General features: G+C 74.2%; 15 protein-coding genes. 7 read left to right on the top strand and 8 right to left on the bottom strand.

Annotated elements, in window-relative coordinates:
• Nucleotides 1–289 precede the first annotated feature (289 nt).
• The 3 genes from IE329_RS15820 to IE329_RS15810 all read right to left on the bottom strand — a co-directional run bounded on the left by IE329_RS15820 (nucleotide 290) and on the right by IE329_RS15810 (nucleotide 6,220).
• Nucleotides 290–1,324, bottom strand: coding sequence for an XRE family transcriptional regulator (locus IE329_RS15820; protein ID WP_190211509.1), 1,035 nt, complete (start codon nucleotides 1,322–1,324; stop codon nucleotides 290–292).
• 365 nt (nucleotides 1,325–1,689) lie between these two features.
• Nucleotides 1,690–4,107, bottom strand: coding sequence for a protease pro-enzyme activation domain-containing protein (locus IE329_RS15815; protein WP_229927474.1), 2,418 nt, complete (start codon nucleotides 4,105–4,107; stop codon nucleotides 1,690–1,692).
• Nucleotides 4,108–4,708: 601 nt separating this feature from the next.
• Nucleotides 4,709–6,220, bottom strand: coding sequence for an FAD-dependent monooxygenase (locus IE329_RS15810; RefSeq protein WP_190211508.1), 1,512 nt, complete (start codon nucleotides 6,218–6,220; stop codon nucleotides 4,709–4,711).
• A gap of 101 nt (nucleotides 6,221–6,321) precedes the next feature.
• On the opposite strand from IE329_RS15810, the gene IE329_RS15805 reads away from it, so the two are divergent.
• A complete protein-coding gene (locus IE329_RS15805; protein ID WP_190211507.1) occupies nucleotides 6,322–7,590 on the top strand; it encodes a bifunctional glycosyltransferase family 2/GtrA family protein in 1,269 nt (422 codons plus the stop codon).
• A gap of 26 nt (nucleotides 7,591–7,616) precedes the next feature.
• On the opposite strand, the gene paaN is transcribed toward IE329_RS15805, so the two are convergent.
• From paaN to IE329_RS15790, 3 genes are all read right to left on the bottom strand, one after another.
• Nucleotides 7,617–9,317 (bottom strand): phenylacetic acid degradation protein PaaN, encoded by a 1,701-nt coding sequence (paaN, locus tag IE329_RS15800; RefSeq protein WP_190211506.1) that lies wholly within the window; start codon nucleotides 9,315–9,317, stop codon nucleotides 7,617–7,619.
• Between the two features lie 276 nt (nucleotides 9,318–9,593).
• A complete protein-coding gene (locus IE329_RS15795) occupies nucleotides 9,594–10,859 on the bottom strand; it encodes a glycosyltransferase family 39 protein (RefSeq protein WP_190211505.1) in 1,266 nt (421 codons plus the stop codon).
• Between the two features lie 76 nt (nucleotides 10,860–10,935).
• Nucleotides 10,936–11,313: a GtrA family protein gene (locus tag IE329_RS15790; protein WP_229927473.1), complete on the bottom strand. Its 378-nt coding sequence runs from the start codon at nucleotides 11,311–11,313 to the stop codon at nucleotides 10,936–10,938.
• Nucleotides 11,314–11,661: 348 nt separating this feature from the next.
• Between IE329_RS15790 and IE329_RS15785 the strand changes: the two genes are divergently transcribed.
• The gene (locus IE329_RS15785) at nucleotides 11,662–12,702 is read left to right on the top strand and encodes a glycosyltransferase family 2 protein (RefSeq protein ID WP_190211503.1); all 1,041 of its coding nucleotides are present in this window, start codon (nucleotides 11,662–11,664) and stop codon (nucleotides 12,700–12,702) included.
• A 32-nt stretch (nucleotides 12,703–12,734) separates the two neighbouring features.
• Nucleotides 12,735–13,319 carry a TetR/AcrR family transcriptional regulator gene (locus IE329_RS15780; RefSeq protein ID WP_190211502.1) on the top strand — a complete coding sequence of 195 codons (585 nt, stop codon included), beginning with the start codon at nucleotides 12,735–12,737 and terminating at the stop codon, nucleotides 13,317–13,319.
• A gap of 94 nt (nucleotides 13,320–13,413) precedes the next feature.
• Here IE329_RS15780 and IE329_RS15775 read toward each other — a convergent pair whose 3' ends face one another.
• Nucleotides 13,414–13,896 (bottom strand): Lrp/AsnC family transcriptional regulator, encoded by a 483-nt coding sequence (locus IE329_RS15775; protein ID WP_190211501.1) that lies wholly within the window; start codon nucleotides 13,894–13,896, stop codon nucleotides 13,414–13,416.
• Nucleotides 13,897–14,111: 215 nt separating this feature from the next.
• Here IE329_RS15775 and IE329_RS15770 point away from each other — a divergent pair, with 215 nt between their 5' ends.
• The 4 genes from IE329_RS15770 (at nucleotide 14,112) to IE329_RS15755 (ending at nucleotide 19,602) form a co-directional block, all read left to right on the top strand.
• Nucleotides 14,112–15,263, top strand: coding sequence for a thiamine pyrophosphate-dependent dehydrogenase E1 component subunit alpha (locus IE329_RS15770; RefSeq protein WP_190211500.1), 1,152 nt, complete (start codon nucleotides 14,112–14,114; stop codon nucleotides 15,261–15,263).
• Complete coding sequence (locus IE329_RS15765; protein ID WP_190211499.1) at nucleotides 15,263–16,258, top strand: alpha-ketoacid dehydrogenase subunit beta; 996 nt, start codon at nucleotides 15,263–15,265, stop codon at nucleotides 16,256–16,258. Before IE329_RS15770 ends, IE329_RS15765 begins: the two co-directional genes overlap by 1 nt.
• 5 nt (nucleotides 16,259–16,263) lie before the next feature.
• Nucleotides 16,264–17,616, top strand: a complete 1,353-nt coding sequence (locus IE329_RS15760; protein WP_190211569.1) for a dihydrolipoamide acetyltransferase family protein — start codon at nucleotides 16,264–16,266, stop codon at nucleotides 17,614–17,616.
• Nucleotides 17,617–18,165: 549 nt separating this feature from the next.
• Entirely contained in the window at nucleotides 18,166–19,602 is a 1,437-nt protein-coding gene (locus IE329_RS15755) for a globin domain-containing protein (protein WP_229927481.1), read from the top strand.
• A 106-nt stretch (nucleotides 19,603–19,708) separates the two neighbouring features.
• On the opposite strand, the gene IE329_RS15750 is transcribed toward IE329_RS15755, so the two are convergent.
• Complete coding sequence (locus tag IE329_RS15750) at nucleotides 19,709–20,260, bottom strand: NUDIX domain-containing protein (protein ID WP_190211497.1); 552 nt, start codon at nucleotides 20,258–20,260, stop codon at nucleotides 19,709–19,711.
• Nucleotides 20,261–20,262: the final 2 nt, after the last annotated feature.

The raw sequence follows: 20,262 nt of genomic DNA, 5'->3' as shown, positions 1-20,262 counted from the left end.
GGCGGGCGGCGCGCGGTGCTGCCGGCACGAAGCACCCGGCCGGGGGAACAGGGGCAGCCGGGTGGCCACCCCGCTGCGCACCGGCGTGCCGGGCCGGCCGACGGCGGGCCGGGCGGCGACGGCGGCCCGACGGCGGGTCAGGAGCGGCCGGGCAGGTGGGGCAGGTCAGGTGGGGCAGGTCAGGCAGTGCGGCCGGGGCGGCCGGGACACGCAGGGCGGCCAGGGCGGGCACGACGAGCAGGGCGGGCCGGACGGCCCCCGGGCGCCCCGGCCGGTCCGGGCCGGAGCGTCACTCCCACTCCCAGCGGATGCCGACCTCGCCGGGCTGCTGGTCCGGTGCCAGGACGTGGGCGCTGGCCGAGGCACCGATCCAGAGCTGCTCGCGCCGCCGGTCCACCTCCTCGCCCGGCGAGCGGTCGTAGCGCTCGCAGTGCGCGGGCACCGCCGCCGGGTCGAAGTGCACCTGGAGCACGTACTCGCGCACCGGCACCGCGAAGCGCCGCCCGTACACCGTGGTCGGGCCGTCGGACGGGATCTCCACCTCGTACTCGAAGACCGTGCTGTCCCCCAGGCCCAGCGGGCGGTCCAGCATCAGCTCGGCCACCACCAGGCCGTTCTCCGGCCGGCGGCGGACCCGGCCCAGCCGGGCGTGCCGCACCGAGGTGATCTCGGGGCAGCCGGTCGCGCCCTCGTCCGCCTTGTGCACCACCAGGCAGCGGGCCACCCCGCTCACCGTGGCCCGGACCACCTGGCGCATCCGCAGCAGGTGGCCGCGGTGCTCGGCGTCCACGTAGTACGCGTCGTGGATGCTGAGCCGCTCCAGCTCGCCGACCGGCGGCGCGTCCAGTTCGGTGAAGACGTCCGCGATCTGCTGCTGGCCGGGCCAGACGTCCTCGATCCGCAGGCTGCCGGTGGTCGGGGCGGTGGCCCAGCGGCCGCGCGGGCGGGGCGGGCCGAGCAGGGCGGACAGGCCCTCGTGCGGGAACCCGAGCAGCTCCTCCAGCAGGTGGACGGCGTGCAGCGAGGCGGCCCGCTCGGGCTGGCTGCGCCCGCGCCGCCAGTAGCTGAGGGTGGTGACGCTGACCCGGACCCCGCGGTCGGCGAGGGCGGCCCTGATCCGGTCCAGGCTGAGGCCGCTGGCCTCGATGGCGGCGTTCAGGGCCTCGTCGAAGCTGCCGGCCGGGTTGATCCGCGCGACCTGCGGCTGCGCGGCCGCGGGCGCCTCGGCGGGCGGGCGCTCCTCGGCGCCGGGGGGTACGGGCCCCGGCTGCCCGGCAGGCGGGAGCCCGGTGGCCGGTGTGTCGACCGCCCGCGTTCCGTCCACCCGTGTTCCGTCGGCCCGCGTCACGTCCGCCTGCTGTCCGACCAGACGAAGTCTTGCGGAGTTCTGTGGGAGTTGTGAGCCCATCCGGATACCTTCCCCACCAAGCGAGTTCGGCGGGACCGGCCCGCTGCCGGTATGCGCTGGGAGCCGCGTATCACCGAGCTGTGGGAACCCTACGCACGGTCGAGAGGGTACGTCATCCACCGCGCGTATGACAGTGGTCACGGTAGGGGACCGCCGGATGGCGGGGAGGGCTCCCGGCGGTGCCGGCGCCCGGGCGGGGCGGCCGCGCGGCGCACCGCCCGGGGCCGGCCGCTCGGGCCCGCCCCGGCGGTGCGCCGGCCGGTCTCAGGAGGTCAGGGACCTCAGGAGGTGGTGACCGCCGCGTCGTCGACGACGAAGCTGGTCTGCAGCGAGGAGTCCTCGGTGCCGGTGAACTTCAGGGTCACGCTCTGGCCGGCGAAGGCCGAGAGGTCGAAGGACTTCTGCACGTAGCCGGTCGCCGCGTTGGCGTTGGAGTACGTGGCCAGGGTGGTGGAGCCGGCCTGGACGGTCAGCTTGTCGTAGGCGGTGGTGCCGGTCTCCGCGGTGGCGATGTGCACCCAGAAGGAGAAGGTGGCCCTGCAGCCGGCCGGGATGGTGACGGTCTGCGACACGGTGTCGGTGTGGGCCGAGCCGTAGCCGTCCATCCAGGCCTTCCAGGAGCCGGAGTGCGCGGCCTGGCCGGAGCTGTTGTCGACGACGCCGGTGGAGGCCGTCCAGGGCGCCGCCGTGCCGGTCTCGAAGCCCGCGTTGCCGAGCAGCTGGGCCGGGGTGCAGGTGCTGGTGCCGCCGATCGTCCAGGTGAACGAGGCGGAGCCGGTGGCGTTGGTGGTGTCCTTCGCCGTCACGGTGACGTTGTAGGTGCCGGCCGCGGCCGGGGTGCCGGTGATCTTGCCGGTGGAGCTGATCGACAGCCCGGTCGGCAGGCCGGTGGCGCTCCAGGTCAGGGTCTGGCCGGTGGCGCTGTCCGACCCGCTGAGCTGCAGGCTGACGGCGGTGCCAGTGGCGGTGCTCTGGTTGCCCGGGTTGGTGACGGTCACGGTGTTGCCGGTCTGCGTGCCGCCGAGCAGGGCGGTGGTCAGCGCGTCGGCGACCGGGCTGCCCCAGCCGGTGACCTGGTCGTAGCCGGCCTTGGTGGAGAAGTCCTGGTTCTTGCCGGTGACGGTGTCGTGGAAGGCGCCGGCGTAGCCGCTGCCGTTCGCCACCGTGTACAGCTTGGGGGCGGCCTCGCCGAGCACCGGCTTCCCGGCCGCCCCGGCCTTCTGGTTGAACAGCGCCGCGTAGCCGGACCAGAGCGGGGCGGCGGCGCTGGTGCCGCCGTAGACCTGCCAGCCGCCGGTGGTGTAGATCGCGAAGCCGCTGGCCGGGTCGGCGTTGGAGGCGACGTCCGGGACGGTGCGCATGGTGCCGGTGACGCCGGTGCCGGTCTGCCAGGACGGCTTGCCGAAGACGGTGGAGACGCCGCCGCCGGCGGTGCTCCAGGCGCTCTCCGAGGAGTAGCTGGTGCCGGAGACCTTGAGGTTGGTGCCGCCGACGCCGGTCTGGTGCGGGCTGGACGCCGGGAAGTCGACGGCCTTCACGGTGGAGCCGCTGGTGGAGCGGGTGCAGTCGCGCGAGCCGTCGTCGCCGGAGGCGGAGAAGATCGAGATGCCCTGGGCGGCGGCCTGCTTGAAGGAGTTGTCGACCGCCGTCATGGAGGCGGCGGTGGTGTCCGGCTCGCAGGAGCCCCAGGAGATCGAGATGACCGAGACCAGGTTGTCCGAGACGATCTTGGCGGCCATGTCGATCTCGCCCTGGTCGCTGTTGGGCGCCTCGTAGACCAGCTGGGTCGCCTTGGGGGCCACGCCGCGCACGATCTCGCTGTCCAGCTCGACCTCGCCCTGGCCGTCGCCGGGCGCCGAGTCGTAGTTCGCGCCGTCCACCGACACGGTGGTGACGGCCGGGCCGGTCAGCCCGTACTGGGTGTCGTAGGTCTGCAGGTTCGCGGACTTGTAGCCGTCGAACTCCCAGAGCGCCACCTTGGTGCCGGTGCCGTCGGCGCCCAGCGAGTTCAGCTTGTAGGCGCCGTCGTACTGGCCGGGCCCGAAGCCGCTCGGGGTCGCGTGCGGCGCGGCGTTCGCGGTGGCGTTCTGCGGCTTCGCCAGGCGGGTGGTGCGCACGGTGTGGTTGTTCAGTCCGGATATGCCCTGGACGACGTCGGCCAGGTCGGCCGGCACCGAGGCGGCGGCGTCGTTGGCGAAGAAGGTCCGCTGCTGCAGCGGGTCGAGGTAGGCGCTCTCGTGGGTGCCGAAGGCCTTGGCGATCTGCTCGGCGGTGCCCTGGGCGTTGACCACCTGGCGGTTGTCGCTGACGCTCGCGACGGTCAGGCCCTGGGACTTCAGGTAGCTCTTCACCTGCTCCACGGCGGCCTGGGTCGGGCCGTACCGGGCGGTGAACTGGGCGGGCGTCAGGTACTTGCCGTACTCCGGCGAACCGGGGGTGGCGACCGCGGTGAGGAAGCGGTCCAGGCCCGCGGTGTCGCGCAGCTTGAGGCTGACGGCCACCGAGAGCTGCTGGGCGGCGGGGACGTCGCCCTTCTTCTCGGAGCGCGCCACCGCCGGGGTGACGGTGTCGGGCAGTGCGACCCGGGAGGCGGTGGCGTTCGGGGCGGGGGCGGCCTGGGCGGCGGTGATTCCCAGCGAGAGCGCGGTCAACGGCAGGACGGTCAGGGCCGCGGCAAGGGCGAGCGGGCGGGGGCGCACGGGCTCCTCCTCTGGCCGGCTGTGGGGGCCGGCAGGGACTGGGCGTTCCGGGTTCGAAAACGCTTGCTAGAACATCCCAGAGGGCGTGCGGGAATTGGCTCATGGCCGAGCAATTCATTACTAAAGAACAGTCAAGTGTGGACGCGCGGAACAGAAACAGAATGGGCGTCAGTCCATACAGTGAATGGCTGTCGATGCGTCATCTGCGCAGATCACAGCGTTTGGTGAGGCGTACCGGAATTGGTCTGGCCCAATTCGCGCAGGGCGAACGGGACTTCTCCTGGCATTGGGGCGGGGGGAGAGTGCCGCGAATGGGGAGCGGGGTCGCGGGGGAAACGGGCCGACCGGGAAACGGGCCGACCGGGGAAACGGGCCGGCGGGTCGGGAAGTACGGCGGATCGTGAACTGCGGCGCCCCCGTGGGCCGGCGCCCCTTGCGTCCCGGCGCCCTGTACGTCCCCGGCGCCCTTGCGTCCCCGCACCCCGTACGTCCCCGGCGTCCTGCGCGCAGGCCGGCGTCGCGCACGCGGGCCCCGCGGTGCCCGGCGGTGCCCGGGGCCGCCGGCGGGCCGGGGGCCGCCGCCCCGGGCCCGCTGCCGGGATCAGTCGTCCGAGGGGGCGCCCAGCCAGTGCGCCAGGGCGGCCCGCAGTTCGCCCCGGCTGGGGTCGACGGCGGCCCAGGCGGCGTAGCCGTCCGGGCGCACCAGCAGGACGGTGTCGCGGAGCTTGCCGTGCGGGTCGGAGGGGGCGGCGGTGACCACCCGGTCCGCCCAGGGGTCGGCGGCGGACAGCTCGTCGTTGCTGACCAGGACGAACCGGCCGGCCCGCAGGGCCTCGTACAGCCGGCCCGGGCCGCCCGTCCGGCCGTCCGCGGTGCCCTCGGCCGGGTACAGCCCGGTCAGCCGCAGGTCCGGCACCCGGCGGCCGGCCAGCGGGTGGGAGTCCTTCGGCGCCGGGTACTTGACGCCGATGCCGGAGACGCTGCGGGCACCCTTGGCGGCGACCGGGCCGAGGCCGTCGGCGAAGGAGGTCAGCGCGGAGCGCAGGGCCCGGGTGGGGCCGGTGCGGGCCAGCGCGAGCCGGACCAGCGCGCCGGAGGTGCGCAGGACGGTCCGGCCGACCGGGTGACGCTCGGTCTGGTAGGTGTCCAGCAGGGCGTCGGGGGCCCAGCCCTGGACGGCGGCGGCCAGCTTCCAGGAGAGGTTGGCGGCGTCCTGGAGGCCCGTGTTCATGCCCTGGCCGCCGGCCGGGGAGTGGCAGTGCGCCGCGTCGCCGGCCAGGAAGACCCGGCCGGAGCGGTAGGTGGGCGCCTGCCGCTCGTCGCTGTGGAACCGCGAGGACCAGCGGGCGTCGTGCAGGCCGTAGTCCTCGCCGAGCGCCCGGCGGGTGATGTCGGCGATCTCGCTCAGGTTGACCGGCGCGCTGTCGGGGAGCCGGCGGGCGCGGTCCCAGGTGATCACCCGGTACCAGCCGTCGCCGAAGGGCGCGAGGAAGGCGAAGCCGTTCTCGTTGGCGCCGACGGTCAGGACGTCCTCGGGGGCGCGCTCCAGCCGGACGTCGGCCAGCAGCACCGAGTCGACCACCGACTCACCGGGGAACGGGATGCCCAGCAGGTCGCGCACGGCGCTGTGGACGCCGTCGGCGCCGACCGCGTAGCGGGCCCGGTGGACGGTCCTGGCGTCCCCCTCGCCGGTCTCGATCCGCACGCCGTCGGCGTCCTGCCGCAGGCCGGTCACCTCGACGCCGCGCAGGATCGTCGCGCCGGCCTTCAGGGCCCGCTCCTGCAGCAGCCGCTCGGTGTTGGACTGCGGGGTGATCAGGACGAACGGGAACCGGGTCGGCAGTGCGCCGAGCTCGATCCGCAGCCGCCCGAACAGGCGCAACGAGGAGAGCGGGGTGCCGGTGGCGATCAGGTCGTCCGCCAGCCCCCGGGCGTCGAGCTGCTCCAGCGTCCGGGCGTGCACGGCGAAGGCCCGGGTGAGGTTGGACTCGCTGCCGCGCTTCTCCAGCACCGTGACCCGGACGCCGGCGGTGGCCAGGTCGCCGGCCAGCAGGAGCCCGGTCGGTCCGGCTCCGACGATCAGGACATCGGAGCTGAGCTGCTTCTCGGTCATATGTCATCTCCCGGCGGTGGGACGAGGGTGGGAGCGAGTTCTCAGCGCTCTCTCAGCCTCCCATCATCGCGGCCCCATCGGAGCCTGTGAATCTCCGAATCATGACTCAGCCCGCAACATCCGAGACCGACCGTGACGCCGGCCCCGCGCACGCCGGCGCCGCCCCCTCCGGCGGCTTCCGCGCCGGAGCTCCGGCGCGGACCGCGACCAAGCTGGTCGAGGTGGTCGTGCCGGTCTACAACGAGGAGCACGTGCTGGAGAGCTGCGTGCGCAAGCTGCACGCCTATCTCGACGAGACCTTCCCCTACGACTACCGGATCACGGTGGCCGACAACGCCAGCATCGACGGCACCTGGGCCGTGGCCTGTGCCTTGGCGGCGGAGATTCCGCAGGTCAGGGCGGTGCACCTGGACCTGAAGGGCCGGGGCCGGGCGTTGCGGCAGGTCTGGGGCGACAGTGCCGCGGACGTGGTGGCGTACATGGACGTCGACCTGTCCACCGGGCTGGAGGCGTTCCTGCCGCTGGTCGCGCCGCTGCTGTCGGGGCACAGCGACCTGGCGATCGGGAGCCGGCTGCACCGGGGCTCGGCGGTGGTGCGCGGGCCCAAGCGGGAGTTCATCTCGCGCACCTACAACGTGCTGCTGCGGGCCACCATGGCGGCGAAGTTCTCGGACGCGCAGTGCGGTTTCAAGGCGGCCAGGACGGACGTGGTGCAGCGGCTGCTGGCCGAGGTGGAGGACAACGCCTGGTTCTTCGACACCGAGCTGCTGCTGCTGGCCGAGCGGTCGGGCCTGCGGATCCACGAGGTCCCGGTGGACTGGGTGGACGATCCGGACAGCCGGGTGGACATCGTCCGGACGGTGCTGGACGACCTGAAGGGGATGGCCCGGGTGGCCCGCCGCTCGCTGTCCGGCGCGACCCGGCTGCCGGTGCCGCCGAGGGTCCGGCAGGCCCGGCTGGCGCCCGGCCTGGGCTGGCAGTTGGCGAGCTTCGCGGTGGTCGGCACGCTCTCCACGCTGGCGTACGTGCTGCTGTACCTGGGGATGCGTCAGCTGATGCCGGCGCTGCTCGCCAACGCGCTGGCGCTGGCGGTGACGGCGGTGGCGAACACCGCGCTCAACCGGCGCTTCACCTTCGGGGTGACCGGCAGCCGGGACGCCCTGAAGCACCAGGTCGAGGGCGGCATCGCGTTCCTGATCGGGCTGGGCCTGAGCAGCGGTGCGATCGCCCTGCTCGGGGTGGTGCAGCCGCAGGCCCGGCACGGCGCCGAACTGGCCACCCTGGTGGCGGCGAACGCGCTGGCCACCCTGGTGCGGTTCGTGCTGCTGCGGGTCTGGGTCTTCAGCCCCGGGCGGGCGGCCCGGGGCTGAAGCGCGGGGGCGAGGTGCGGCCCCGGTCAGAGGTGGCGCCGCACCTCGACGGTACGGAACCGGTTCGCGACGAAGGCCGCGTCGCAGTACGCCGAGTTGGCGGCCGGGTTGGCGCCGGTGCCGTGCAGGTCGGAGAAGGCGGCGGTCTGGTTGGCGTAGACGCCGCCGGTGAGGTTGAGCGACAGCGAGACGCCGGCGTCCAGGGCGGCCTCGACCAGGGCGGCCTCGACCTCCGGCTCGACGGTGTAGCCGGCCGCCGTCATGGCGCCCTGCTCGCGCACGGTGCGGCGGAGCAGGTCGACGGCGGCCTCGGTGGACTCCACGGCGACGGCGAAGGAGACCGGCCCGAAGCACTCGGTGAGGAAGGCGGCCCGGTCGTCCGGCTTGTCGGCGTCCGCCTTGACCAGCGCGGGGGTGCGGACGGTCGCGGCCGGGAAGTCGGGGGAGGTGACCACCCGGGGGGCCAGGGCCAGCTCGCCGTACTCGCCGCCGGCGGCCTGCACGGTGCGCTGGAGCACCCCGGGGTTGACCACGGCGCCGAGGACGGCGGCGGCCCTGGCGTCGTCCGCGAGCAGGCCCTCGACGGCGGCCGCGAGGTCGGCGACCACCTCGTCGTAGGACTTGTCGCCCTGGTCGGTGCGGACGCCGGTGCGCGGGATCAGCAGGTTCTGCGGGGTGGTGCACATCTGGCCGCTGTACAGCGACAGGGAGAAGGCCAGGTTGGCCAGCATGCCCCGGTAGTCGTCGGTGGAGTCGATCACCACCGTGTTGACGCCGGCCTTCTCGGTGTAGACCTGGGCCTGCCGGGCGTTCTCCTCCAGCCAGTCGCCGAAGGCGGTGGAGCCGGTGTAGTCGATCAGCTTCACCTCGGGCCGCACGGCCAGCGCCTTGGCCACGGCGGCGCCCTCGTGCTCGGCCGCCAGGCAGACCAGGTTGGGGTCGAACCCGGCCTCGGCGAGCACCTCGCGGGCGATCCGCACGGTGAGCGCCAGCGGCAGCACGGCGCGCGGGTGCGGCTTCACCAGGACGGGGTTGCCGGTGGCGAGCGAGGCGAACAGGCCCGGGTAGCCGTTCCAGGTGGGGAAGGTGTTGCAGCCGATCAGCAGCGCGATGCCGCGCGGGACGACGGTGAACTCCTTGGACATCCGCAGCGGGTCGCGCTTGCCCTGCGGCTTGGTCCAGTCGGCCCGCAGCGGGAGCCTGGTCTGCTCGGCGTAGGCGTAGGCGACGGCCTCCAGGCCGCGGTCCTGCGCGTGCGGGCCGCCGGCCTGGAAGGCCATCCCGTACGCCTGGCCGGTGGTGTGCATCACGGCCTGCGCGAACTCGTGCGAGCGGGCGTTGATCCGGGCCAGGATCTCCAGGCAGAGCGCAGCGCGGGCGGCCGGGCCGGCCGCGGCCCAGCCGGGACGGGCCGACTGCAGGGCGGCGATCAGCGCGTCCGGGGTCGAGTGCGGGTAGCTGATGCCCAGCTCGATGCCGTACGGGGAGGCCTCGCCGCCGACCGGGTCGCCGTCGGTGGGCTGGCCGTCGAGGGTGAAGGGCCGGCCGAGCAGGGCGTCGAAGGCGGCCTTGCCGTCCGCGGCGCCGCTCTCGCCGTACGCCTTGGGGAACTCGGGGTACGGCGACCAGTAGTCGCGTTCGGTGATGGCGGTGAGCGCCCGGTCCAGGGTTTCCTGGTGACGTTCGACGAGTTCGGCGACGAGGGGGTGGGTGACCGCAGCAGCCATTGGTGCGCTCCTCGGAGGAGGCGGACGGGACACGTCACAGAGTAACCGAACGATCGGTCGGCTCAAGGGGTTCGGCGGGTCCCGTTCGTGGACGCGGCCCGTCCGGCCCCCGTCCCGTACCGGATCCCGTCCCGTACCGGCCGCGGGGCCGCCGGGCACGACGACGCCCCGGCCGGGTGTCCGGCCGGGGCGTGGCGGTGCTTGGTGGTGCGAGGTGGTGCTTGGTGGTGCGAGGTGGTGCCAAGTGCTGCGGGGTGGTCCGGGACGGGGCCCGGGTTACGGGACGCCGAGCTCGAAGAGGATGTAGCCCGCGAACCAGCCGGAGGCGATCGCCGCCGAGCCGAGCACGGTGGCCAGCACCGGCCAGCTCAGCTTGCGCAGGGCGATGGCCAGCGGCACGAACAGCGGGAAGACCGGCAGCAGGTAGCGCGAGACGTTGCCGAAGATCTGCGCGCTGCCCAGCACCGTCACCAGCGTGACCAGGGTGTAGACGACCAGGACCACCGGCGGCCGCAGCCGCAGCATCAGCACGATCAGGATCGGCAGGGCCAGCACGATCAGCACGGCCAGCATGTCCGGGATCGGGTAGGCGAACGGGTAGTCGTAGCGCCCGAGCATCACCCCGCGCATGGAGTTCCAGGTGCTCACGCCGTAGTCGAAGTAGTGCAGCCAGGCCTCGCGCTGGAGCTTGAAGTAGCCGCCCCAGTCACCCATCCGCCAGCCCACCCAGCCGACGTAGCCGATCAGGCCCAGCGGCGCCAGGAACATCGCCACCAGCGGGCGGACGACGCCGCTCTCCCGCCGGTACAGGTCGATCAGGGCGGCGATGCCGACGCCCGCGATCAGGGCCGCCGCGGTCGGCCGGTTGAGCCCGGCGACCAGGGTGACCACGCCGGCCGCCACCCAGCGCCTGGTCATCACCAGGTAGCAGGACCAGGCGGCGAGCGCGACGAAGGTGGAGTCGGAGTAGACCGCCCACTCGGCGCCGGAGCCCGGGATGACGGCCCACAGGCCGGCCGCGATCACGCCGGCCCGGGTGCCGGCCAGCCGCTCGGCGACGGCGAAGATGCCGGCCGCGGCGAACAGCGAGGCGACGATCGAGACCAGCATCCCGGCGCCGTACAGGCCGAGGCCGGTGCCCTCCGAGACCAGCCGGATCAGGCCCGGGTAGAGCGGGAAGAACGCGGCGGAGTTCTGCTCGATCGTGAAGCCGCCGACCGCGCCGGGCACGTGGATCAGCTGCGGGTGGTAGCCGAACTCCGCGACCTGCCGGTACCACCAGCCGTCCCAGGAGGCCAGCACGTCCCAGGGCTGGGCGCCGCCGCCGAAGCGCGCGTCCTTCCTGGTGTAGTCGCCGGCGAACTGGAGCATCCGCATGAAGACGGTGAAGCCGATCAGCTTCAGCACCGTGTAGCACCAGACGGCCGGCCCGTAGCGGATCGCCAGCCGGCGTGCCCGCTCGCGCAGGCCGTCGGCCTCCGCCGCCTGGCCGCCGTCCCGCTGCTCGGGCACGCCGGTGGTCACTGCCTGTTCTGCGTTCATCAAGACCTGATCCCACCCTGCCGCGGTCGATGGTGCGCCGAGTCTAGGACATTGGTCCAGACCTGGCCCTGGAGGTTCACCGGTCTGCCGGCTCTCGGAACACCCACAGCCGCAGCAGCACGAAGCGCAGCAGCGTCGCCGCCGCGTTGGCCGCGATCAGGGCGCCGACCTTGACGGTGGCGGAGGCGTCCGGCGCGACCCGCGCGACCAGCTCCAGCGCGCCGTCACTGAGCACCAGCCCCGCCACGAACGCGACCAGCCCCTGCACCTGGTGCCGGGCGGCCCCGGCCGACCCGCGCACCTTGAAGGTGAAGCGGCGGTTGGCGGCGGTGTTGGCCACGGCGGTGACGAGCAGTGCGATCAGATTGGCCGTCCGGTCGCCGACGGCCGGGCTCAGGGCGACGTACAGGCCCAGGTAGGCGAGGGTGGAGACCACGCCGACGACGGCGAACACCGGCAGCTGGCGGACGGCCCCCGGGCGCTTCGCCGCCGGTCCCCCCGTCCCCGCCGGCGGAGCCGCCCCCGCCGTCGTCGGCCGGGCCGTCGTCGGTGCCGCCGCTCGCGGCGTGTCGTCGTGATCGGAGTCGGACGGCATCGGTCACGGAACCCTGGGTCGAGGAGTCGGAAAACCCTGCCAAACAGTCGGCCGGGGAGAATATTGGTCTGTACCGATCGACAGTTGTCGGACCGCAAAGCTCCCACTCGGCATCGGCGCAGTCTACGGTATGGGCGTGGACGGCACTCCCTGACCCGTTCGCGACACCAGCCGCTCCCCTTCTTCTCCCATGGGCCAGGACAACCGATGACCGCAGTGCACCACGACCGCACCGAGCTCTCCGTCGTCATCCCCATGTACAACGAGGAGGAGGTCCTGCCGGTCCTCGTCGAGCGCCTGCGCCCCGTCCTGGACGGGACCGGCGTCCGCTACGAGGTGGTCGCCGTCGACGACGGCAGCACCGACAAGACCGCCGCCCGGCTGGAGGACCTCCGGGCCCGCTGGCCGCAGCTGCGGGTGGTCGCGCTGCGCCGGAACTCGGGCCACCAGGCCGCCCTCACCGCCGGCCTGCACAGCGCCCGCGGGGCGTACGTGGCGAGCATCGACGCCGACCTCCAGGACCCGCCGGAGAAGATCCCCGAGATGCTGGACCTGGCCAGGTCCCAGCGGCTGGACATCGTCTACGGGGTCCGCTCGGACCGCTCCACCGACACCGGCTTCAAGCGCCGGACGGCCGGCGCCTACTACTGGCTGATCCGCCGGCTGGTCGGCAAGAACGTCCCGTCCCAGGCCGGGGACTTCCGGCTGCTCAGCCGGGAGGCCGTGGACGCCCTCAAGACCCTGCCGGACCAGCAGCAGGTCTACCGGCTGCTGGTGCCCTGGCTGGGCTTCCCCAGCGGGCAGGTCAGCTACCAGCGCGACGAGCGCGCCGCCGGCGAGACCAAGTACCCGCTGCGCAAGATGGTCGGCCTCGCCATCACCAGCATCACCAGCTTCTCGGCCGCCCCGCTGCGGCTCGCCACCTGGCTGGGCGTGGTCAGCTTCTTCACCTGCCTGGCCATGCTGGTCTTCACCCTGACGGCCTACGCGCTCGGCAACACCGTGCCCGGCTGGACCTCGCTGTTCACCGCGATGCTCTTCCTCGGCGGGGTCCAGCTGATCTGCTTCGGCCTGCTCGGCGAGTACGTCGGGCGGATCTACACCGCCGTGCAGCAGCGGCCCACCTACTTCGTCGCCAGCGACAGCGGCCGTACCGCCGAAGCCGCCGTCCCGGCCGCCACTCCCGCCGCCGCCGAGCCGCTGGTGCCCTCCGGACGGCCGGAGGCCGGTCAACTGCCCCCGGCCTGATCCGCCGTCCGGCCGCCGGGGATACTCGGAGGATGGCCGATCACACCACCCGCACCGCCTACACCGTGGAGTCGCTGCTCGCGGTGACCGTCGACGTGTTCAACGAGCGGGGCTACGACGGCACCTCGATGGAGGACCTCTCCCGCGCCGCCGGGATCTCCAAGTCCTCCATCTACCACCACGTGCGGGGCAAGGAGGAGCTGCTCCGGCTGGCCGTCGGACGGGCGCTGGACGGCCTCTTCGGCATCCTCGGCGAACCGGCCGCCACCGAGGGCCCGGCCGTGCAGCGCCTGGAGCACGTCGTACGCCGCACCACCGAGGTGCTGCTGGCCGAGCTCCCCTACGTCACCCTGCTGCTGCGGGTGCGCGGCAACACCGCCACCGAGCAGTGGGCGCTGGAACGCCGCCGCGAGTTCGACCACCGGGTCTCCGAACTCGTCCGGGCCGCCGTCGCCGACGGCGCACTGCGCTCGGACGTCGACCCGCGCCTGGCCACCCGGCTGCTCTTCGGCATGATCAACTCGATCGTCGAGTGGTACCGCCCGGGCATCCGGACCGCCGACGGTGTCGCCGACACGGTCGTCCGCCTGGCCTTCGACGGCCTGCGGGCCGTTTGATCCGGGCTCGCCCGCACCTGACCACCCCCACCCCTGCCACCTCGCTCTGGCCCCGGCCCCGAACGGCCGCGCCCCGGAGGCGAGCGGGCGCCGATCAATCAGGCGGTACCTGGTCGGTCTCCTCAAAGACGATCAGGGTCTGGGTGGCCAGCACCTGCGGGATCGACTGGATGCGGCCGAGCACCAGCTCCCGCAGGGCCCGGTTGTCGGCGGTGTGCACCAGCAGCAGCACGTCGAACTCGCCGCCGACCAGGGCGATGTGCGCCACCCCGGGCAGTTCCAGGAGCTGTTCGCGGACCGTCCGCCAGGAGTTCTGGACGATCTTCAGGGTGATGTAGGCGGACGCGCCCTGCCCGGCCCGCTCGTGGTCGACCCGGGCGGTGAAGCCCCGGATCACGCCGTCGTCCATCATCCGGGAGATCCGCGCGTAGGCGTTCGCCCGGGAGACGTGCACGCGTTCGGCCACCGAGCGTATCGAGGCCCGCCCGTCCTGCTGGAGGAGGCGCAGGATGGACCTGTCGACCCGGTCCAGCGGGGTGACCGGCTCCTTCGGCCTGGACATCTGTTCAGCGGACATGGCCCCCCACCCCTCGGATATGGACGTGCTGCTTCCAGCAGACCGCTGTCGCGGCCGATTGTCCACCACCTTGCCGCAGCTGTGGTCAGAATGAACAGACAACCGAACAATCGGTAGGGAGGAAACCGTCGCCCACCCGGTCGCGGCCCCTTGAGCACCACGGCACCACCCCGCTGCCACCGCAGCCCCTCCCCCACCCCTTGGAGGTGCCCGAGATGACCGTTCTCGATCACAGACACCACACGTCCGTGCCGGGCTGGCGGCCCGGGGCCACCGCTCCGCGGACCGACCCGGCGCCGCTGCTGCCGGACGCCTCCCCCGTACGGGTGCTCGGCACCCCGGCGCTGGAGAAGTACGACCCGGCCCTGCTGCGCGAGCTGTACCGCCGGCTGGTCGTCGGCCGCCGCTACAACCAGCAGGCCACCGTGCTCACCAAGCAGGGCCGGCTGGCCGTCTACCCGGCCTCGACCGGCCAGGAGGCCTGCCAGGTCGCGGCGGCGATGGTGCTGGGCGCCGGCGACTGGCTGTTCCCGAGCTACCGCGACACCCTGGCCGTGGTCTCCCGCGGGGTGGACCCGCTGGAGGCGCTCACCCTGCTGCGCGGCAACGCGCACACCGGCTACGACCCGCGGGCGACCCGCACCGCGCCGCTCTGCACGCCGCTGGCCACCCAGGCCCCGCACGCCGTGGGCCTGGCGCACGCCGCCCGGCTGAGCGCCGAGCCGGTCGTCGCGCTGGCGATGCTCGGCGACGGCGGCACCAGCGAGGGGGACTTCCACGAGGCGCTGAACTTCGCCGCGGTGCTGCAGGCCCCGGTGGTCTTCCTGGTGCAGAACAACGGGTACGCGATCTCGGTGCCGCTCACCCAGCAGTCCGCCGCGCCCAGCCTGGCCCACAAGGCCGTCGGCTACGGCATGCCGGGCCGGCTGGTGGACGGCAACGACGCGCCCGCCGTCCACGCGGTGCTCGGCGAAGCCGTCGAACGGGCCCGCTGCGGCGGCGGCCCGACCCTGGTCGAGGCGCTCACCTACCGGCTGGAGGCGCACACCAACGCCGACGACGCCACCCGCTACCGGGAGGACGAGGAGGTCGCCGCCTGGCGCGAGCACGACCCGGTCCTGCTGATGGAGCGTCACCTGCGCGGGGCCGGTCTGCTGGACGACCTGCTCGTCCGGCAGGCGTCCGAGGAGGCCGAGGCGCTGGCCGCCCGGATGCGCGCGGAGTTCCACAGCGACGCCGAGCTGGACCCGATGTCGCTGTTCGCCCACGTCTACGCCGAGCCCACCCCGCAACTGCGGGAGCAGGCGGCCCAGCTGGCCGCCGAACTCGCCGCCGAGCTGGCCGCCGAGGCCGAGGTGCAGCACTGATGAGCACAGCCACACCGGTGCGGACCAGCACCATGGCGCAGGCGCTGAACGCGGCGCTGCGCGACGCCATGCGCGAGGACCGGAGCGTCCACGTGCTCGGCGAGGACGTCGGCGCGCTCGGCGGCGTCTTCCGGATCACCGACGGGCTGACCGCCGAGTTCGGCCGGGACCGCTGCCTGGACACCCCGCTCGCGGAGGCCGGCATCCTCGGCACCGCGATCGGCATGGCCATGTACGGGCTGCGCCCGGTGGTCGAGATGCAGTTCGACGCGTTCGCGTACCCGGCGATGGAGCAGCTCGTCTCGCACGTCGCGAAGATGCGCAACCGCACGGCCGGCAAGCTGCCGCTGCCGATCACCATCCGGATCCCGTACGGCGGCGGCATCGGCGGGGTCGAGCACCACAGCGACTCCTCCGAGGCGTACTACGCCCAGACCCCCGGCCTGCACGTGGTCACGCCCGCCACCGTCGGCGACGCCTACGGCCTGCTGCGGGCCTCGATCGCCTCGGACGACCCGGTGGTCTTCCTGGAGCCCAAGCGGCTCTACTGGGGCAAGGACAGCCTGGACCCGGCCGCTCCGGTCGAGCCGATCGGCCGGGCGGTGCTGCGGCGGACCGGCAGCTCCGCCGTCCTGATCACCTACGGGCCCTCGCTGCCGGTCTGCCTGGAGGCGGCCGAGGCGGCGAAGGCCGAGGGGTGGGACCTGGCGGTGCTGGACCTGCGCACCCTGGTGCCCTTCGACGACGAGACGGTCTGCCGGGTGGTGCGCTCGCTCGGCCGGGCGGTCGTCGTGCACGAGGCGAGCGGCTTCGGCGGCACGGGCGCGGAGATCGCCGCCCGGGTCACCGAGCGCTGCTTCCACCACCTGGCCGCCCCGGTCCTGCGGGTGACCGGCTTCGACATCCCGTACCCGCCGCCGATGCTGGAGCACCACCACCTCCCCGGGGTGGACCGGATCCTGGACGCGGTCGCCCGGCTCCAGTGGGAGGACTGAGGATGATGCCCGTCGTACGCGAGTTCACGCTGCCCGACCTCGGTGAGGGGCTCACCGGGGCGGAGGTGGTCCGCTGGATGGTCGAGGTCGGCGAGGTGATCGCGGTCGACCAGCCGGTGGTCGAGGTGGAGACGGCGAAGGCCGTGGTCGAGGTGCCCTGCCCGTACGGCGGGGTGGTCACCGCCCGGTTCGGCGAGCCGGGGGAGGAGGTGCCGGTCGGCGCGGCGCTGGTGACGGTCGCGGTGTCCCCGTCGGGCGACTCGTCCGGTCCGGACCCCGAGGCGCCGGCCCGCGGGTCGGGCAACGTGCTGGTGGGCTACGGCACGGTGGAGGGCGGCAAGGGGGCCCGGCGCGGCCGGGTCCGGCCGGGCGGGGCCGCCGCACCTGCCGGCGCCGTCACGGCCGTGGCCGCGGCGCCCGCTCCGGCGCCGGTGCGCCCGTCGGCTCCGCCGGCCCGGGCGGTTCCGGCTGCTCCGGCGGTCGTCGCGGTGATCTCGCCGCTGGTCCGCCGCAGCGCCCGTGAGCACGGCATCGACCTGGCCGCACTGACCGGCAGCGGCCCCGACGGGCTGATCCTGCGTGCGGACGTGGACCGCGCGGTGGCCGCCGCGGCGGCCGGCCCGGCGAACGGTGCGGTGCGGCCCGCGGCGGCCGGCGCCGAGGGCGCCGTCCCGCTGCGCGGTCTGCGCCGGACGATCGCCGAGAAGCTGACCGTCAGCCACCGGGAGATCCCGGCCGCGACCTGCTGGGTGGATGCCGACGCCACGGAACTCCTGTCACTGCGTGAGCAGTTGAACGGCGCGGGTGGCCCGAGGATCGGCCTGCTGGCGCTGCTCGCCCGGATCTCCACGGCCGCGCTGGCCCGGTTCCCGGAGCTGAACGCGAGCGTGGAGTGCGACGCCGCCGGCGCACCGGTGGCCCTGCGGCGGCACACCGCCGTGCACCTGGGGTTCGCGGCGCAGAGCGAACGCGGTCTGGTGGTCCCGGTGGTGCGCGACGCGCATCTGCTGAACACCGTCCAACTGGGCGCCGAACTGGCCAGGCTGACGGAGTCGGCACGAGCCGGCTCGCTCACCCCGGCCGAGCTGACCGGCGGGACGTTCACGCTCAACAACTACGGCGTGTTCGGTGTGGACGGTTCGACCCCGCTGATCAACCACCCCGAGGCGGCGATGCTCGGGGTCGGCCGGATCGTCGCCAAGCCCTGGGTGCACCGGGGGGAGCTGGCGGTCCGGCAGGTGACCCAGCTGTCCTTCACCTTCGACCACCGGGTCTGCGACGGCGGTACCGCGGGCGGCTTCCTGCGCTTCGTGGCGGACTGCGTCGAGCAGCCGGGCATGCTGATGCGCCAGCTCTGAGAGCGGCCCGGCCCGGCCGGCCGTCGCCCTGGGCGCCGGTTCCGGCACCCAGGGCGACGGCCATAGGTCGGGGGAGCGTAGCGTGCGGACGGGCTGTGTGTCCGGGCTTCGCGTGATTTGTCGGATGAGCTGTGCGGGCGTGCCACGCTACCGAAGGCTTCAGCAGGGACAAGCCGGGTGGTTGCAGGGTCGGCCGGAGGCGAAACGATTCTCTTGAGTACTCGTCAAGTTGCGGTGAAGAAACCCAGAGCGCTCCTGGTCCGGGCCGGGCACGGATCGGCCACGGCCTCGGCCGTGCCGGGCCTGCCGCCGGTGCCGCGGAGCGGGCCCGAGCCGGTCACCGAGCCGGTCACCGAATCGGTCGCCGGGCCTGGCGCCGACGGGAGCCCCGGCGCCGGCCGGGGGGAGCCGGCCGCCCCGGCGGGCCCGGGCCCGGATCCCGCCTCCGCGCATGGGCCGGTCCGGGCGGTGCCGGCCGTTCCGGCGATGCCGACCGTGCCCCCGAGGATCCCCGGGGCGCCCCGCGCACTCCCCCCGGCTCCGGGCGCCTTGCCGGTCCCGACTGCGTCGCCGCTCCCGGGCGCACCCCCCGTCGGGGCCGGCCCGGCCGTCGCGCCGCTGCTCGCGGCCGCGCCGGGCCTCAACTGGGCCGGTCCGGGCGACAGCTGGAGCCGGGCCTGGGCGATCCGCACCCTGGACGATCCCGATCCCGATCCCGGCCCCGGTGACCTCCCCGCGCCCGCCCCGGCCCCCGTGCCGGAGGCCCGGGCGGAGGCCGTCCCCGTGGCCGGTGAGCCGGCGGGTGCGGCGGGCGGACCGGCGGCCGGACCGGACGAACTGCCGCCGACGGAACGGGACATCGGGCTGATCCGGGACACCCTCGCGGTGGTCGAGCCGGTCGCGGACCGTGCCACCGCGCACTTCTACGCGTTGATCTTCCTGCACCACCCCGAGGTCCGCGCGCTCTTCCCGGCGGCCATGGACGTCCAGCGCGACCGGCTGTTCCGCGCCCTGCTGCAGGCCGCCCGCAGCGCCGGCGACCCGGCCGGCCTCACCGAGTACCTGACCGGGCTGGGCCGGGGCCACCGCAAGTACGGCACGCTGAGCGGCCACTACGGCCCGGTGGGCGAGTGCCTGCTGGCGGCGCTGGCCCGGTACGCGGGCAGCCGCTGGGACGCCGAGACCGAGCTGGCCTGGCGCCGGGCCTACCGGCTGATCTCCGGCATCATGATCGACGCGGCCGAGGGCGCCGCCCGGACCTCCCCGGCCTGGTGGCAGGCGGAGGTGGTCTCGCACCAGCAGGCCACCCGCGACATCGCGGTGATCACCGTCCGCCCCGATCAGGCCTATCCGTACCGGGCGGGGCAGTACACCACCCTGGAGACCCCCTGGTGGCCGCGGGTCTGGCGGCACTTCTCGTTCGCCTCGGCGCCCCGGCCGGACGGCCTGCTGGTCTTCCACGTCAAGGCGGTGCAGGCGGGCTGGGTCAGCAACGCGCTGGTCCGCCGGGCGGCCCCGGGCGACGTGCTCCGGCTCGGGCCGCCGGCCGGCTCGATGGTGCTGGACCACGCGTCCGGCGCCGACCTGCTCTGCCTGGGCGGCGGGACCGGCATCGCCCCGATCTGCGCACTGGTGGAGGAGATCGCCGAGCACGGCGCCGCCGGGCGTTCGGCCGAGGTGTTCTACGGTGCCCGCCGGGAGGCCGAGCTGTACGGGCTGGAGGCACTGCGCGGGCTGGCCCGGCAGCACCCGTGGCTGTCCGTGCGGCCGGTGCTGTCGGGGCCCGGCGGGATGGCGGGGCCGGACGCGCCGCTCACCGGCGAGCTGCCGGAGGTGGTGGCCCGGTTCGGTCCGTGGTCCGGCCGGGAGGCGTACCTCAGCGGGCCGCCCGCGATGGTGCGGCGGTCGGTCGGGGTGCTGCTGCGGGCCGGGGTGGCGCCGGGCCGGATCCGGCACGACCTGGTCGGGGACCTGGCGGCGGCCTAGGCCGGTGCGCCCGCCCGTACGCCGGCCCGGGCCGGCCCGCACCCGTACGCCGGGCCTGTCCGGAGCCTGGCCGGCGCCGGTGCGCGCGGAGACCGGTGCCGGCGGCTCAGCCGAGGTCGGGCGCGAGCATCGCGCGGACGCCCTCGATGTTGGCGGCGAGGAAGGCGCGCAGGCTCGGCGGCACGACGTTCACCGAGGTGACGCCCTCGCGGGTGAAGGGCAGCCGGACGATCTCGTACTCGCCCTGCGGCTCGTCCACCTCGGGCCCGTGCCGGCGGGACGGGTCCATGGCGGCCAGCCGGCAGACGAAGAAGTGCTGCACCTTGACGCCGTGCGGGTGGGCGAGGGCGGCGGCGTCGGCGGGGGAGTTCCCGCCCGGGGCGTGCGGGTGGGGGTGGCTGATGGTGTCGACGAAGACCGGGACCACGTCCACGACCTTGCCGCCGAGCTCCTCGTCCACCTCGCGGTGGAGCGCCTCGACGACCGTGCGGTCCTCGGGCTCCACGCCGCCGCCGGGGGTGATCCAGTACGGGTGGCTGCCGGGCCGGGTGCGCTTGATCAGCACGATGGAGGCCTGGCCGTGCGCGTCGTCCGGGTCGAGTTCCAGCAGGATCGCCCGCGCGGTGCGCTTGACGACGGGACGCGGCGGGTTGGCCATGG

Source organism: Kitasatospora indigofera, from assembly GCF_014655955.1.
Taxonomy (GTDB): domain Bacteria; phylum Actinomycetota; class Actinomycetes; order Streptomycetales; family Streptomycetaceae; genus Kitasatospora; species Kitasatospora indigofera.
Note: the sequence above shows the minus strand (reverse complement) of the source record. Positions and strands in the feature narration are given on the sequence as shown.

Coding starts and splice junctions, on each gene's coding strand:
- IE329_RS15810 (WP_190211508.1), bottom strand. CDS start 6,220: ATGACCGAGAAGCAGCTCAGCTCCGATGTCCTGATCGTCGGAGCCGGA.
- IE329_RS15795 (WP_190211505.1), bottom strand. CDS start 10,859: ATGAACGCAGAACAGGCAGTGACCACCGGCGTGCCCGAGCAGCGGGAC.
- IE329_RS15785 (WP_190211503.1), top strand. CDS start 11,662: ATGACCGCAGTGCACCACGACCGCACCGAGCTCTCCGTCGTCATCCCC.
- IE329_RS15760 (WP_190211569.1), top strand. CDS start 16,264: ATGCCCGTCGTACGCGAGTTCACGCTGCCCGACCTCGGTGAGGGGCTC.
- IE329_RS15770 (WP_190211500.1), top strand. CDS start 14,112: ATGACCGTTCTCGATCACAGACACCACACGTCCGTGCCGGGCTGGCGG.
- IE329_RS15805 (WP_190211507.1), top strand. CDS start 6,322: ATGACTCAGCCCGCAACATCCGAGACCGACCGTGACGCCGGCCCCGCG.
- IE329_RS15765 (WP_190211499.1), top strand. CDS start 15,263: ATGAGCACAGCCACACCGGTGCGGACCAGCACCATGGCGCAGGCGCTG.
- IE329_RS15775 (WP_190211501.1), bottom strand. CDS start 13,896: ATGTCCGCTGAACAGATGTCCAGGCCGAAGGAGCCGGTCACCCCGCTG.
- paaN (WP_190211506.1), bottom strand. CDS start 9,317: ATGGCTGCTGCGGTCACCCACCCCCTCGTCGCCGAACTCGTCGAACGT.
- IE329_RS15750 (WP_190211497.1), bottom strand. CDS start 20,260: ATGGCCAACCCGCCGCGTCCCGTCGTCAAGCGCACCGCGCGGGCGATC.
- IE329_RS15780 (WP_190211502.1), top strand. CDS start 12,735: ATGGCCGATCACACCACCCGCACCGCCTACACCGTGGAGTCGCTGCTC.